The following is a 13,056-nucleotide window of genomic DNA, read 5'->3' as shown; positions in this document are numbered from 1 at the left end:
CGGCTTGGCCGCCGAGATCGCCACCACGAAGCGCAAGGCGCCCGGCTTCGCGCTGCTCGGCACGCCGGGCTGGGAGGGCGACGTCGTCCTCGAGCTGAAGACCGTCGCGGACGTCGCGCTCGTCGGATTCCCCTCGGCGGGCAAGTCGAGCCTCGTCGCGGCGATCTCGGCGGCCAAGCCGAAGATCGCGGACTACCCGTTCACGACCCTCGCGCCCAACCTCGGCGTCGTGCAGGCGGGGGAGTCGCGCTTCACCGTCGCCGACGTGCCCGGTCTCATCGAGGGCGCGAGCGAGGGCAAGGGCCTGGGCCTGGAGTTCCTCCGCCACGTCGAGCGCTGCACCGCGCTCGTCCACGTGCTCGACTGCGCCACGCTCGAGCCCGGCCGCGACCCGCTGACCGACCTCGACATCATCCTCGGGGAGCTGGCGGCGTACCCCGTCGGCGACGGACAGGTGCCGCTGATCGAGCGCCCGCAGCTGATCGCGCTCAACAAGGTCGACGTGCCCGAGGCCCAGGAGCTGGCCGACTTCGTCCGGGCCGACCTCGAGGGCCGCGGCTACCGCGTCTTCGAGATCTCGACGGTCAGCCACTCGGGACTCCGCCAGCTGACGTTCGCCCTCGCCGAGATCGTCGAGAAGCACCGCCTCGAGCTCGCCGCTGTGCCGCGGGTGGAGCGCATCACCATCCGCCCCCGCGCCGTGGACGAGAAGGAATTCGAGATCCGGGTCGAGGGCGGCTCGTACGGCAACGTGTACCGGGTCCTGGGCACCAAGCCCGTGCGCTGGGTCGCGCAGACCGACTTCACGAACGACGAGGCCGTCGGCTTCCTCGCCGACCGCCTGGCCAAGCTCGGAGTCGAGAACGGCCTGTTCTCGGCTGGAGCGGTCGCCGGCTCCACCGTCGTCATCGGCCCCGGCGACGGCGTCGTCTTCGACTGGGAGCCGACCCTCACCTCGACGGCCGAGCTCATCACCGCGCCCCGCGGAACGGACCTCCGCCTCGAGGACAACCGGCGCAAGACCCGCAACGAGCGTCGCGAGGACTACTTCGAGCGGATGGACGCCAAGGCCGAGGCCCGCGCGGAGCTCGAGCGCGAGCGCCAGGGCGGCGTCTGGCGCGTCGCCGACGAGGGCGACGGCACGGAGGCCGGCGAGGAGAGCTGACTCCCGCCGCCGGGGTCGTCTGCCTCTACACTGGCCGGATGCCGCAGACGACCCCCGACAGCAGTGCGCTGACCGAGCGGTTCGCCGCCTCCCGTGCCGCGTCGCGCTCCCTCCGCAGTGCGACCACCGACCTCAAGAACCGGGCTCTGCTCGCCATCGCCGACGCGGTGCGCTCGAGCGCCGAGCGCGTCGTCCCGGCGAACGAGCTCGACCTTCAGCGGGGTCGCGAGAGCGGGATGAGCGCGGGCCTGCAGGACCGCCTCCGCCTCGATGCGGCGCGCCTGGGGTCCCTCGCCGACGCCGTCGTCGCGGTCGTCGGGCTCACCGATCCGGTCGGGCAGACGGTGCGGGGATCGAACCTGCCCAACGGCGCCTCCCTCACCCAGGTGCGGGTCCCGTTCGGCGTGGTCGGAGCGATCTACGAGGCGCGCCCGAACGTCACCATCGACATCGCAGCGCTCGCCCTCAAGAGCGGGAACGCCGTGATCCTGCGCGGAGGCACAGCCGCGGAGAACACGAACCGCGTCCTGGTGGAGCTGCTGCAGGAGGCCGTCGCCTCCGTCGGCCTGCCCGCCGAGCTGGTGCAGACGGTCGACGACCACGGCCGCGAGGGCGCGAAGGCCCTCATGCGAGCGCGCGGCTACGTCGACGTCCTGGTGCCGCGGGGGAGCGCGGGCCTCATCGAGTCGGTCGTGACGGAGTCGACGGTCCCCGTGATCGAGACGGGCGCCGGAGTCGTCCACGTCTTCCTCGACGCCAGTGCCGACGAGCAGTGGGCCGTGGACATCGTCCACAACGCCAAGGTGCAGCGTCCGAGCACCTGCAACGCCCTCGAGACCCTCCTCGTCCACCGCGACGCCGCCGAGCGCCTCCTTCCGCCCGTCCTCGGCCGGCTCGCGGAAGCGGGAGTGACCGTGCACGGCGACGAGCGCGTCGCGGCGCTCTGGCCCGACGCGGTGCCCGCCACCGATGAGGACTGGTCCGCGGAGTACTACTCGCTCGACGTCGCCGTCGCGATCGTCGATGACCTCGACGCCGCGATGGCCCACATCGACCGGTACTCCACCCACCACACCGAGTCGATCGTGACGAACGACCTCCGGAGCGCCGAGCGCTTCCTCGCCGAGGTCGACTCCGCGGTCGTGATGGTCAACGCCTCCACCCGCTTCACCGACGGCGGGGAGTTCGGGTTCGGCGCCGAGGTCGGCATCTCGACGCAGAAGCTGCACGCTCGGGGCCCCATGGGTCTCCCCGAGCTGACCAGCACGAAATGGCTGCTGCGCGGCGCAGGACAGGTCCGCGCCTAGCGCCCGGACCGGCGATCCACCGTCGAGCGGCGTCCGGGTAGACTCGTCGGAGCCCCGCCGGGGCGACCACGACCTCCAAGGAGCACTGCATGTCCCTCGCGACGACCGTCCTCGCCGAAGCAGCGGCCCACACGGAGCTGCCGTTCCCCCCGATCGTCTTCGGCCTGATCGCCGCCGTCGCCTTCACGGCCCTCGGCTTCGTCACCTGGAGCTACCGCGACGTGGCGAACCGCCACTCGCACAAGACCGGCGCCGGCTCCCACGACCAGCACGGTCACGGACACTAGGCGGGGAGCCCAGCGATCGTGACGTCCGCCGCGAGCGGAGGCCCGCGGCGTCCGCGCGTCGGCGTGATGGGCGGCACCTTCGACCCGATCCACCACGGTCACCTGGTCGCCGCCTCCGAGGTGGCCCAGTCGTTCGACCTGGACGAGGTCGTCTTCGTGCCCACCGGCCAGCCGTGGCACAAGAAGACGGTGACCTCCGCCGAGCACCGGTACCTGATGACGGTGATCGCGACGGCGTCGAACCCGCGCTTCACCGTCAGTCGCGTCGACGTGGACCGGATCGGCACGACCTACACGATCGACACCCTGCGGGACATCCACGCCGCGCACCCCGACGCCGAGCTGTTCTTCATCACCGGCGCGGACGCGGTCGCTCAGATCCTGAGCTGGAAGGACTACGACGAGCTGTGGGAGCTGGCCCACTTCGTCGCCGTCAGCCGGCCGGGGCACGTCCTCAACGTTTCGGGATTGCCGGCCCAGGACGTATCCTTGTTGGAGATTCCGGCACTGGCGATCTCCTCGACCGACTGTCGGAGCCGCGTCAACCGGGGTCATCCGGTCTGGTACCTGGTTCCCGACGGTGTCGTCCAGTACATCTCGAAGCACCACCTGTATCGGAGCACGTCATGACAGTTCAGCCCGAGGAGAAGCCGCTCACCCGGCGCGAGATCCGCGAGCGCGAGAGGCGCGAGGCCGGTGCGGCCACGACCGCCGCCGTTCCGACGACGTCCCGCCGAGCTGCCACCGCGACCGCCACCACCGCCGGCGACATGCCGGTGCTGACCCCCACCCAGGCCCTGCGGATCACCCCCGTCGAGCCGAGCCCCGCGAGCGAGCCCGACCTGCGCACCTCCTCGATGGAGATCGTCGCCACCGAGAACGCCACGGGCCGCCAGCTGACCCGTCGGGAGCTGCGCGCACTGCTGGCGCAGCAGCAGGCGGAGAAGGTCGCCGCCGCACCGGAGGCGGAGCCGCCCGCCGACGAGGAGCGGTCCGACGACGAGCGCTCCGACGACGTCGAGGGCGCCCTCGAGCGCGCCTCGGCGCTCCCGCCGACCGGGGCGGTCCCCGTGATCGAGGCGGCCGACGAGTCCAATGATGCGGAGCCGGTGCCCGAGGGTGCAGCGGAGCAGGAGCCGGAGGGCGACGAGGACGTCGTCACCGAGGACGCCCCCGAGGCGTCCGAGGAGGAGGCGGACGAGTCCGCCACCGATGCGACCGCGGACGCCGACGAGGCCGACGCGGCCGAGGTGCACGAGGCCGAGATCGAGAGCTCCTCCTCCGACGACGAGACGCCGTCCGCGGACGCCTCCGACGAGCGGGACGCGGACGACGAACAGCCGACGGCCGGCGAGCAACCCGAGCAGCCGCACCTGAACACCGCGCTCTTCGCGTCGGTGGGCGGATCCCTCGACATCGCCGACGAGAAGGCCACCGAGATCACCGGGAGCTTCGAGCCGCCGATCGAGCACCTCGCCATCACCGAGGAGCTCGACAGCAAGTCGAAGGAGGAGGTGGACGCCTCGTTCGACTCCCTCATCGCGAGCGGAGTCGCCGCCACCGGTGCCGTCACCACCACCAACGCGCTGATCCTGCCGACCACGGGTCCCGGCGCGACCGTCGGCACGGACACGGGGGAGATCCTCGTCACCGGCTCGTTCGACCTCCCGCGCAGCCTCGGCTCCACGGGCCAGCACCCGAACCTCTACGACTCGCCCGATGTGGACCGCTACGTCGACCGCATCGACCGCGAGCAGCCCGTCGGCGAGTCCGAGCCGGTCCGGGCGTCCAGCGCCGTCTCCACCCACGCCGCCGGCACTTCGATGATCGCGCCGCAGAAGCGCGCCGGCGTGAGCGTCCCGGTGGTCCTCGCGATCACCGCGGCCGTCCTGCTGGTCGGCGCGATCGCGCTGTTCATCGGCGGCTTCGTGCTCAACATCTTCTGATCTCCACCACCGACACTGAAGGCTTCATGACTGCGACCGATTCCGCCCGCGCCCTGCTCCAGCTCGCGGCCACCGCCGCCGACTCCAAGGGCGGTGAGGACCTCGTCGCCCTCGACGTCTCGGGGCCGCTGCCGCTGGTCGACATCTTCCTCCTCGCCACCGGCCGCTCCGAGCGCAACGTGGTCGCGATCGCGAACGAGGTGGAGGACCGCCTGAACGACTCCGGCGCCAAGCTGCTGCGCCGCGAGGGCCGTGCGGAGGGCCGCTGGATCCTCCTCGACTTCGGCGACCTCGTCGTGCACGTCTTCCACGAGGAGGACCGCATGTACTACTCGCTCGAGCGTCTCTGGAAGGACTGCCCGACGGTGCCGTTCACCCTCGAGCAGCCCGTCGCCGTCGACTCGTCGACGTCCTCGAACTGACGAACACGCCCGGCGACAGCGCTCGATTTCACTTCACGCGGATCGTGTTGTAGTTTATTCGAGTTGCTTCCGCCGGGCGGAGACAGCGAAAGACAGTACGAAGCAAGACAGAACAAGATATGGGTCCGTGGCGCAGCTGGTAGCGCACCTGCATGGCATGCAGGGGGTCAGGGGTTCGAATCCCCTCGGATCCACCGAACAGGTCCGCACTCCTCCGGGAGTGCGGACCTTCGTCGTTCACGGCGCTACAGGGTCTGGCGTCGTCCTGTCCGGCGCCGTCCTGTCCGGCTCAGGCCGGTCAGGCCAGTCATGACCGTGCCCGTCCGGCCGCCGGGTCCCCCTGCTGGTCACGCACGCGTCGGCCCGACCGGCTCCACATGGCCGCCGCATCCGGCGAGGAATCCGGAGAGCTCGCCCCAGGCGTCCTCCCCGATCGTGGTGCCCGGGCGCCGGGCGAGATCGGCCAGAGCGTCCGTCAGCTCGTCGACTCCCGTCACGATCCTCGTCCGTGCCGATCCCGAGCCCTGCCATCCCGGCGCGTACGTCCTCACGTCGGGGTGGCTGTAGAGCACGGCCGTCTCGAACCACGGCGCCGGCAGTCCGTGCAGGGCCAGGTGCTCCTTGAACCTCGCGGCCTGGATCCGGACCTGCCGGGCGGGGACGTGCTGCTCGACATGGGTGCGCACCGTCCACCGCGACGCCGTCCCCGGTGCGATCTGAACCGCGAAGGCCTCGGGCAGGGCGTCCTCGTCGAGGAGAACGCCGTAGGACGGGTGGACGGTACCGGGTCGCACGCCGTCGAAGACGACCCCCTGCCAGTACTTGGCCTCGATGATGAGCGCGCCGTGCCGGGTGAGCAGCAGATGGTCGATCTGCGCGAGGAAGCGGCGCGTCGTGCGCGCGTCGACCGGTACGAAGACGACGTTCGTGGCGAGGACGCCGGACAGCCCCGCCGAGGCGCACGCCTCCCGGATCAGGGTGTGCGAGACGGCCTCGCTCCTCCAGGTCCGCGCGAGGGCGTCACGGGTCTGCTCGGCCTCCTCCTGCGCCGTCTCGAGCTCGGTCCGACTGAGGTCGCGCTCGGCGTCGCGCGCGCCCGTCAATGTCTTCAGCGCCGCCTCGTGGCTCCGGTCGCGCTCGGCGATCGTGCGCTGGTGCTCCTCCGAGGCCTCCTTCGCGGCCTGCTCCGCCGCCGCTCCCGCCGCAGTGCGCCGTCGGCGGCCGACGACGACCGTGATGAGGAGGGCCAGGAGCAGGGCGGCCGCGACGGCCCAGGGCAGGTACTCGTTCATGGTCCCCAGGCAAGCACGGACCACCGACCGTGCGCCGCGACGGCTCCCGATCGCGCCGCTCGGCGGACCGGCCGCGGTGCGCTCGCTCGTGCCCGGTCCGGACGTCTTCGTCGGCGTCCGCCTGCGCGCGCGGGCGGAGACCCCGATCCTGCGCCGGCCGATCGCGCGGGCGAAGCCCTACCGCCGCCTGGCGGACGCGATGCGCGACCAGCACGAGGTCCGGCGGACCGGCGTCGAGGGCACGCTGCTGGGCTTCGTCGGCCCGCAGCCGTTCCAGGGGATCAGCATCGCCGGCCTGCACACGCACGTCGTCGACACCACCGGCGGGATCGGCGGCCACGTGCTCGCTGCCTCCGGAGTCGCGGGCCTGATCGAGATCGAGCAGTACAGCGGCATCACCGTCCGCCTGCCGGAGTCGGACGACCACCTGCGAGCCGACCTCGACGCGGCGGCCGACGCCGAGATCCGCGCCGTGGGGACCGACCACCCGCGCTGAGCGGCCCTACCCTGGACGCATGCCCTCACTGCGCGACGTCCACGCCGTCATCGACCGTCTCTGGCCGGAGGCGGCCGCCGAGAGCTGGGACGCGCCCGGCCTGGTCACCGGCGACCCCGACGCCGCGGTGGAGCGGATCCTGCTCACGGTCGACGTGGTCTCCGACACCGTCGCGGAGGCCGTCGACGGCGGATACCAGCTCCTGGTCGCGCACCACCCGCTGCTGCTGCGCGGCGTCACCTCGATCGCCGAGGACGGCTACAAGGGCCGCCTGCTCGCGGACCTCATCCGGGGCGGCTGCGCACTGATCTCGGCCCACACGAACGCCGACATCGTCGCGGACGGGGTCTCGGACGTGATCGCCACCCGCCTCGGCCTGACCGGCGCGACTCCGCTCGTCCCGGGCGCCGACCCGTCGGTCGGGCTCGGCCGAGTGGGCGACCTGCCCGAGGAGGTGACGCTCGGACGCCTGGCCGGAGCCGTGGCCGAGCTCCTGCCGGCCACCGCAGGGGGAGTCCGGGCCGCGGGCGCCTACGAGACGCCCGTGCGCCGCGTGTCGCTCTGCGGGGGAGCGGGGGACTCGCTCCTGGACGCCCCCGCCGTCCGCACGAGCGACGTCTTCATCACCGCCGACCTCCGGCACCACCCGGCGTCCGAGGCGCGCGAGAAGGCCCTGCACGGCACCGGCCCCGCCCTCATCGACGTCTCGCACTGGGCGAGCGAGTGGCTGTGGCTCGACGTCGCCGCGACCGCGCTGCGGGAGGCCCTGCCCACGGTCACCGTCGAGGTGAGCGAGACCCGCACCGACCCGTGGGATTTCGCGATCGTGCACTGACCCGCCGCGGGCACGGGAGAATGGACGCGGCGCGCCCGTACTGCGCGCCGGGAACGAGGACCGCCACGTGAAAGCCAGCCCCGCACACCAGCGCGAACTCCTGACTCTGGCGAGTCTGGACACGAGGGGCGCGCAGCTGCGCCACGCTCTCGCGACGCTCCCGCAGATCGCGCGGATCCAGGCGATGCAGGCCCGCGACAACGAGACCCGCCGCTCCCTCGCCGAGCGGACCGGGCGCCTCGAGGACGTGCGCACCGAGCTCGGACGCATCGAGTCCGACGTCGGCGTGGTCGAGAAGCGGCTCACCCGCGATCGCGATCGCCTGCAGACCGCATCCGCGGCCAAGGACATCGCCGCGCTCGAGAGCGAGATCACCTCCCTCGTGAAGCGGCGGGGAGACCTCGAGGACATCGAGCTGACCCTGATGGAGCGGATCGAGGGCATCGAGTCCGAGGTCGCCGCGGCTCAGGCCGAGCGCGACGAGGTCGTCGCCGCGCTCGGGACCCTCGCCGAGGAGCGCGACGCGCAGGCCGAGAAGCTCCGCGACAAGCAGGAGGCGCTCGCCCGGGACCGGGCGGACCTGGTGACGACCCTTCCGGAGGACCTGGTCGAGCTGTACGAGAAGCAGCGCGCCCGCTACGGAGTCGGCGCGGCCCTCCTCCGCGGGAAGGTGTCGGAGGGGAGCGGCGTGGCCCTCACCGAGTCGGACCTCTCCTGGATCCGCGCCTCCGCTCCCGACGAGGTCGTCCTCTGCCCCGACAGCGGCTGCATCCTGGTGCGCGGCGAGGAGTCCACCCTCGCCTGAGCCGTACACTGGACGGGCGAACGGGCCGGCAAGACGGTCGCGTCACCGCGGCGAGAGCCGTGGTGCCGAGGAACGTCCGGGCTCCGCAGAGCAGGGCGGTGGGCAACACCCACCCGGGGCGACCCGCGAGACAGTGCCACAGAGAACAGACCGCCGTCGGCTCCGGCCGGCGGTAAGGGTGAAACGGTGGTGTAAGAGACCACCAGGGGCCGGAGTGATCCGGTCCGCTCGGTAAACCTCGCCCGGAGCAAGGTCAGACAGAGGACGATGCGGCTGCTCGTCGGGTCCTCGGGTAGACCGCTGGAGGGTCACGGCGACGTGGCTCCGAGAGAGATGGCCGTCCAGCGCCCGCCGAGAGGCGCGGCGTGAACAGAACCCGGCGTATCAGCCGACCCCTTCGCCACGAGATGCCCCGCCCCGGCGGGGCATCTCGCGTCTCCGCCGGTCGCCGAGCTCGCGCTCCCGCCCGCAGGCAGCGCGACGGCCTGCCGTGGCGGTTCCCGGGTCTCGATACATCCTTGCGCCGCCACTCGACAGGACTGGCGCGGTCCATCTCTCGCGCTGCCTCCTGCGGACGAAGCGGTGCAGCACGACGTCCGGCAGGCGCCGATCCCGGAGGACGGTCCTGAGACGCCGCTGCGGATCGCCGCCGAGGACCAGGTGCCCCCGCCCCCGTCCTGGCTCACCGCGACCGCTGGACCCTGAAAGTCCGATCACGTCCGTCCGCCATGGCGCCACGCACCAGGCGAACCGGCGAAACGCGTGCCAGCGTTTCGCCGTAGCCGTCCGCACCCCGCTCCCCGGAACGCGTCACCTCCCGAGGCCGACCGCGCCTCGGCGGGCGGGGACCGCCGAGGAAAAAGACTCAGCCCCGCCCTGCGAGCGCGGCCGCGCCGAGGATGCCGGCGTTGTTGCGGAGCGCCGCCGGGATGATCGGGGTGCGCAGGTCGAGCAGCGGGAGGAACTCGTCGTGGTGCTTGGAGATGCCGCCGCCGACGATGAAGAGATCGGGCCAGAGCAACGCCTCGAGGTGGGAGTAGTAGCGCTGCAGGCGCTTCGCCCAGTGCTTGTAGTCGAGGTCGTCGCGCTCCTTGGCGGCGAACGAGGCCTTCTTCTCGTAGTCGCCGCCGTGGATCTCGAGGTGGCCGAGCTCGGCGTTGGGGATGAGGATCCCGTCGTGGATCTGCGCCGTCCCGATGCCGGTGCCGAGGGTGGTCATGATGACCAGGCCCTCCTTGTCCTTCGCCGCTCCGAAGCGCGACTCGGCGTAGCCCGCCGCGTCGGCGTCGTTGACGAAGAAGATGTTCCGGCCGATCGCGTCCTCGAACAGCTTCTCGGCCTCGAGGCCGATCCACTCGTCCGACACGTTCGCCGCAGACATCGTCCGTCCGTGGACGACGACGGCGGGGAAGCAGATGCCGACCGGGGTGTCCGAGGGCAGGTCCGGGATCTTCTCGAGGATCTGCTGAACGGTGGCGACGATGTCCTTCGGCGTGCCTCCCGGGGGAGTGGCGAGCTTCATCCGGTCGCTGAGCAGGGTGCCCGCGGCCAGGTCCACCGAGGCCCCCTTGATGCCCGTTCCCCCGATGTCGATCCCGATAGCGGTCGCCGCAGCAGTCATAGCGGCCATGCTAGCGAAGGGCGGGGGTGCGGACCGACGCGGGCTGCGGCGTAGGATCGCGGCATGGCTGACGGCGACGCGAACTCCTGGTGGTACAACCTCAAGGCCGGCACGGTGGAGCAGGGATTCGTGTCCCCCTCCGTCGACCGGGTGGGGCCCTTCTCCTCTCGCGAGGAGGCGGAGCACGCCCTCGAGCGGCTGCACGAGAACAGCCGCAAGTGGGCCGAGGAGGACGCCGCCGAGGACCGCTGACCGCGGCTACTCGTAGCTGTGCTCGGCGCCGGGGTAGGCGCCGGACTCCACGTCGTCCCGGTACGCGGTGACCGCTCCGGTGAGCACGCCGCGCAGATCCGCGTACTGCTTCACGAAGCGGGGGATGCGGCCGGTGGTGAATCCGGCGAAATCCGTCCACACGAGCAGCTGTCCGTCGACGTGCGGTCCCGCTCCGACTCCGATCGTGGGGATGCGCAGCTCCTCCGTCACCTGACGTGCCGCGTCGGCGGGCACCATCTCGAGGACGACGGCGAACGCACCGGCCTCCTGGACGGCGCGCGCGTCGGCGAGCAGCTGCTCGATGCCCTCCCCGCGCCCCTGCACCATGTGGCCGCCGAGCCCGTGCTCGCTCTGCGGCGTGAAGCCGATGTGCGCCATCACGGGGATGCCCGCCTCGACGATGCGCCGGATCTGCTCGGCGGAGCGGACTCCGCCCTCGAGCTTCACCGCGTGCGCGTGCGTCTCCTTCATGAAGCGGAACGCCGTGTGCAGCGCGTCGTCGGCACCCGACTCGTAGGAGCCGAAGGGCATGTCGGCGACGACGAAGGCGCGCTCGACGGCTCCGGCGACGGCACGCGCCAGCGGGATGAGCTCATCGACGGTGACGGGCAGAGTGGTGTCGTAGCCGAGCACCGTGTTGCCGGCGGAGTCGCCCACGAGGAGGAAGTCGATCCCGGCGTCGTCGAAGATCTTCGCCGTCAGCTGGTCGTAGCTGGTCAGCCCGGTGATGCGGACACCGGAGTCCTTCGCGTTCTGGAAGTGGCGGGTTCGAACGCGTTTCACGGGCTGCGCTGACATGGGCGCCAGTCTACGGCGCGCCTCGGGCGCCCCGCGGGCCCCGGTCGGAGGCAGTAGCCTGAGGGTCGAAACAGGAGGGGTCTGGATGGACAAGCAACGGGACTTCGTTCTTCGCACCATTGAAGAGCGAGGGATCAAATTCGTTCGCCTCTGGTTCACCGATGTCGTCGGCACGCTGAAGTCGGTCGCGATCGCGCCGGCCGAGGTGGAGGGCGCGTTCGCGGAGGGGCTCGGCTTCGACGGCTCCGCCATCGAGGGCCTCACCCGGTCCTTCGAGGCCGACGTCCTCGCGCATCCGGATCCGTCGACCTTCCAGATCCTCCCGTGGCGCGGAGAGATCGACCCGACGGCGCGGATGTTCTGCGACATCACCACGCCGGACGGCCAGCCCGCCGTCGCCGACCCGCGCAACGTGCTCAAGCGCACGCTGGCGAAGGCGGCCGAGCGCGGGTTCACCTTCTACACGCACCCCGAGATCGAGTTCTACCTCCTCAAGTCGTCGTCCTTCGGCGCCGAGGGTCCTGAGCCGGTCGACTCCGCCGGGTACTTCGACAACGTCCCCGGAGGCACGGCGCACGACTTCCGCCGCCGCTCCGTGCGCATGCTGGAGGATCTGGGCATCTCGGTCGAGTTCAGCCACCACGAGGCGGGCCCCGGCCAGAACGAGATCGACCTCCGCTATGCGGACGCGCTCACCACTGCCGACAACATCATGACCTTCCGCACCGTGATCAAGGAGGTGGCGATCGAGCAGGGCGTCTACGCGACGTTCATGCCGAAGCCGCTCTCCGGGCACCCCGGCTCGGGCATGCACACGCACCTCTCGCTCTTCGAGGGCGACGTTAACGTGTTCTACGAGCAGGGCGCCCAGTACCAGCTCTCGAAGCTCGGCCGTCAGTTCATCGCGGGCCTGCTCAAGCACGCCCCCGAGATCACCGCCGTGACGAACCAGTTCGTCAACTCCTACAAGCGGCTCTGGGGCGGCGACGAGGCGCCCAGCTACGTCTCGTGGGGCCACAACAACCGGTCCGCCCTCGTGCGCGTCCCGCTCTACAAGCCCAACAAGGGGCAGTCGTCGCGCATCGAGTACCGGGCGCTGGACTCCGCGGCGAACCCCTACCTGGCGTACTCGCTGCTCCTGGCAGCCGGGCTGAAGGGCATCGAGGAGGGCTACGAGCTCCCGGCCGAGGCCGAGGACAACGTGTGGGCCCTGTCGGACGCGGAGCGCCGGGCGCTCGGCTACGGCGCCCTGCCCGCCAGCCTCGACCGCGCCATCTCGCTGATGGAGGAGTCCGAGCTCGTGGCCGAGACGCTGGGCGAGCAGGTGTTCAACTTCGTGCTGCTCAACAAGCGGAAGGACTGGGCCGAGTACCGCGCCCAGGTCACGCCGTACGAGCTCCGCAGCAATCTCGAGATGCTCTGACGCCTCGGCCATGCCCCGCGAACGCTCCCTCCGCGATGTCGCACGCCTCGGCTTCGCCGCGCTCGGCGAGACCGGGGCGCGGCTGGCCGAGGCGGAGGAGCTGGCCGGGCGGCAGCTCGAGTCGGTGCTGCCCTCCTTCGCCCGGGTGGCGGACCCGGACGAGGCGCTGCTCGCTCTGATCGACCTGCTGCGGCGGCACCGAGACCGGATGGACGCGGTCCTCGCCGACGACGAGGCCCTGACCCGGCTGCTTCTGGTGGTGGGGGCCTCCTCCGGCCTCGCCGACTTCCTCCAGCGCCGGCCCGACGAGCTGGCCAGCGTGCTCGAGCCGGTGCGCACGCTCCCCGGGCGCGCCGAGATGAAGGCCGAGCTGCTCGAGTCGGTCG

General features: G+C 71.5%; 14 protein-coding genes, 1 tRNA gene, 1 other RNA gene and 1 pseudogene. 14 read left to right on the top strand and 3 right to left on the bottom strand.

Going from position 1 to position 13,056, the window contains the following annotated elements; genetic code table 11:
• The 7 genes from obgE to C5C27_RS14335 form a co-directional block, all read left to right on the top strand.
• The coding region (gene obgE / locus C5C27_RS14365) for a GTPase ObgE (RefSeq protein WP_104314745.1) at positions 1–1,165 on the top strand (1,165 nt) is incomplete at its 5' end.
• Positions 1,166–1,203: 38 nt separating this feature from the next.
• Positions 1,204–2,472 carry a glutamate-5-semialdehyde dehydrogenase gene (locus C5C27_RS14360; protein ID WP_104239186.1) on the top strand — a complete coding sequence of 423 codons (1,269 nt, stop codon included), beginning with the start codon at positions 1,204–1,206 and terminating at the stop codon, positions 2,470–2,472.
• A gap of 89 nt (positions 2,473–2,561) precedes the next feature.
• The gene (locus C5C27_RS14355) at positions 2,562–2,759 is read left to right on the top strand and encodes a hypothetical protein (protein ID WP_104223679.1); all 198 of its coding nucleotides are present in this window, start codon (positions 2,562–2,564) and stop codon (positions 2,757–2,759) included.
• An 18-nt stretch (positions 2,760–2,777) separates the two neighbouring features.
• Positions 2,778–3,389, top strand: coding sequence for a nicotinate-nucleotide adenylyltransferase (gene nadD / locus C5C27_RS14350; protein WP_104314743.1), 612 nt, complete (start codon positions 2,778–2,780; stop codon positions 3,387–3,389).
• The gene (locus C5C27_RS14345) at positions 3,386–4,705 is read left to right on the top strand and encodes a hypothetical protein (RefSeq protein WP_104314742.1); all 1,320 of its coding nucleotides are present in this window, start codon (positions 3,386–3,388) and stop codon (positions 4,703–4,705) included. Before nadD ends, C5C27_RS14345 begins: the two co-directional genes overlap by 4 nt.
• A 26-nt stretch (positions 4,706–4,731) precedes the next feature.
• Positions 4,732–5,127 (top strand): ribosome silencing factor, encoded by a 396-nt coding sequence (rsfS, locus tag C5C27_RS14340; protein WP_104223676.1) that lies wholly within the window; start codon positions 4,732–4,734, stop codon positions 5,125–5,127.
• A 121-nt stretch (positions 5,128–5,248) separates the two neighbouring features.
• Positions 5,249–5,321, top strand: a tRNA-Ala gene (locus C5C27_RS14335).
• 153 nt (positions 5,322–5,474) lie between these two features.
• On the opposite strand, the gene C5C27_RS14330 is transcribed toward C5C27_RS14335, so the two are convergent.
• The gene (locus C5C27_RS14330) at positions 5,475–6,419 is read right to left on the bottom strand and encodes a nuclease-related domain-containing protein (RefSeq protein WP_104314741.1); all 945 of its coding nucleotides are present in this window, start codon (positions 6,417–6,419) and stop codon (positions 5,475–5,477) included.
• Between C5C27_RS14330 and C5C27_RS18150 the strand changes: the two genes are divergently transcribed.
• The 4 genes from C5C27_RS18150 (at position 6,418) to rnpB (ending at position 8,955) form a co-directional block, all read left to right on the top strand.
• On the top strand, positions 6,418–6,915 hold the full coding sequence (locus C5C27_RS18150) for an acetolactate decarboxylase (RefSeq protein WP_181133552.1): 498 nt from the start codon (positions 6,418–6,420) through the stop codon (positions 6,913–6,915). The two genes, C5C27_RS14330 and C5C27_RS18150, sit on opposite strands and share 2 nt — an antisense overlap.
• A 19-nt stretch (positions 6,916–6,934) precedes the next feature.
• A complete protein-coding gene (locus C5C27_RS14320) occupies positions 6,935–7,750 on the top strand; it encodes a Nif3-like dinuclear metal center hexameric protein (protein ID WP_104223674.1) in 816 nt (271 codons plus the stop codon).
• 67 nt (positions 7,751–7,817) lie between these two features.
• Complete coding sequence (locus C5C27_RS14315; RefSeq protein ID WP_104314740.1) at positions 7,818–8,555, top strand: zinc ribbon domain-containing protein; 738 nt, start codon at positions 7,818–7,820, stop codon at positions 8,553–8,555.
• A gap of 21 nt (positions 8,556–8,576) precedes the next feature.
• Positions 8,577–8,955: RNase P RNA component class A (gene rnpB, locus C5C27_RS14310), an RNA gene on the top strand.
• Between the two features lie 465 nt (positions 8,956–9,420).
• Here rnpB and ppgK read toward each other — a convergent pair.
• Positions 9,421–10,176, bottom strand: a complete 756-nt coding sequence (gene ppgK, locus C5C27_RS14305) for a polyphosphate--glucose phosphotransferase (RefSeq protein WP_104239180.1) — start codon at positions 10,174–10,176, stop codon at positions 9,421–9,423.
• Between the two features lie 63 nt (positions 10,177–10,239).
• On the opposite strand from ppgK, the gene C5C27_RS14300 reads away from it, so the two are divergent.
• Complete coding sequence (locus C5C27_RS14300) at positions 10,240–10,428, top strand: SPOR domain-containing protein (protein WP_104223671.1); 189 nt, start codon at positions 10,240–10,242, stop codon at positions 10,426–10,428.
• Between the two features lie 6 nt (positions 10,429–10,434).
• Here the strand turns inward: C5C27_RS14300 and panB are convergent, their stop codons facing one another.
• Positions 10,435–11,247: a 3-methyl-2-oxobutanoate hydroxymethyltransferase gene (gene panB, locus C5C27_RS14295; RefSeq protein WP_104226711.1), complete on the bottom strand. Its 813-nt coding sequence runs from the start codon at positions 11,245–11,247 to the stop codon at positions 10,435–10,437.
• 85 nt (positions 11,248–11,332) lie between these two features.
• Between panB and C5C27_RS14290 the strand changes: the two genes are divergently transcribed.
• Positions 11,333–12,670: a glutamine synthetase family protein gene (locus C5C27_RS14290; RefSeq protein ID WP_068253236.1), complete on the top strand. Its 1,338-nt coding sequence runs from the start codon at positions 11,333–11,335 to the stop codon at positions 12,668–12,670.
• A 10-nt stretch (positions 12,671–12,680) separates the two neighbouring features.
• A pseudogene (locus C5C27_RS14285) lies at positions 12,681–13,056 on the top strand (bifunctional glutamine-synthetase adenylyltransferase/deadenyltransferase); the annotation flags it as partial.

This window comes from Rathayibacter sp. AY2B7 (genome assembly GCF_002931635.1).
Taxonomy (GTDB): Bacteria; Actinomycetota; Actinomycetes; order Actinomycetales; family Microbacteriaceae; genus Rathayibacter.
Note: the sequence above shows the minus strand (reverse complement) of the source record. Positions and strands in the feature narration are given on the sequence as shown.

What these genes read in the sequence shown, in the direction of transcription:
- C5C27_RS14320 (WP_104223674.1), top strand. Translation starts at nt 6,935, where the DNA reads ATGCCCTCACTGCGCGACGTCCACGCCGTCATCGACCGTCTCTGGCCG.
- C5C27_RS14345 (WP_104314742.1), top strand. Translation starts at nt 3,386, where the DNA reads ATGACAGTTCAGCCCGAGGAGAAGCCGCTCACCCGGCGCGAGATCCGC.
- rsfS (WP_104223676.1), top strand. Translation starts at nt 4,732, where the DNA reads ATGACTGCGACCGATTCCGCCCGCGCCCTGCTCCAGCTCGCGGCCACC.
- ppgK (WP_104239180.1), bottom strand. Translation starts at nt 10,176, where the DNA reads ATGACTGCTGCGGCGACCGCTATCGGGATCGACATCGGGGGAACGGGC.
- C5C27_RS14360 (WP_104239186.1), top strand. Translation starts at nt 1,204, where the DNA reads ATGCCGCAGACGACCCCCGACAGCAGTGCGCTGACCGAGCGGTTCGCC.
- panB (WP_104226711.1), bottom strand. Translation starts at nt 11,247, where the DNA reads ATGTCAGCGCAGCCCGTGAAACGCGTTCGAACCCGCCACTTCCAGAAC.
- C5C27_RS14330 (WP_104314741.1), bottom strand. Translation starts at nt 6,419, where the DNA reads ATGAACGAGTACCTGCCCTGGGCCGTCGCGGCCGCCCTGCTCCTGGCC.
- C5C27_RS14290 (WP_068253236.1), top strand. Translation starts at nt 11,333, where the DNA reads ATGGACAAGCAACGGGACTTCGTTCTTCGCACCATTGAAGAGCGAGGG.
- C5C27_RS18150 (WP_181133552.1), top strand. Translation starts at nt 6,418, where the DNA reads ATGGTCCCCAGGCAAGCACGGACCACCGACCGTGCGCCGCGACGGCTC.
- C5C27_RS14355 (WP_104223679.1), top strand. Translation starts at nt 2,562, where the DNA reads ATGTCCCTCGCGACGACCGTCCTCGCCGAAGCAGCGGCCCACACGGAG.
- C5C27_RS14300 (WP_104223671.1), top strand. Translation starts at nt 10,240, where the DNA reads ATGGCTGACGGCGACGCGAACTCCTGGTGGTACAACCTCAAGGCCGGC.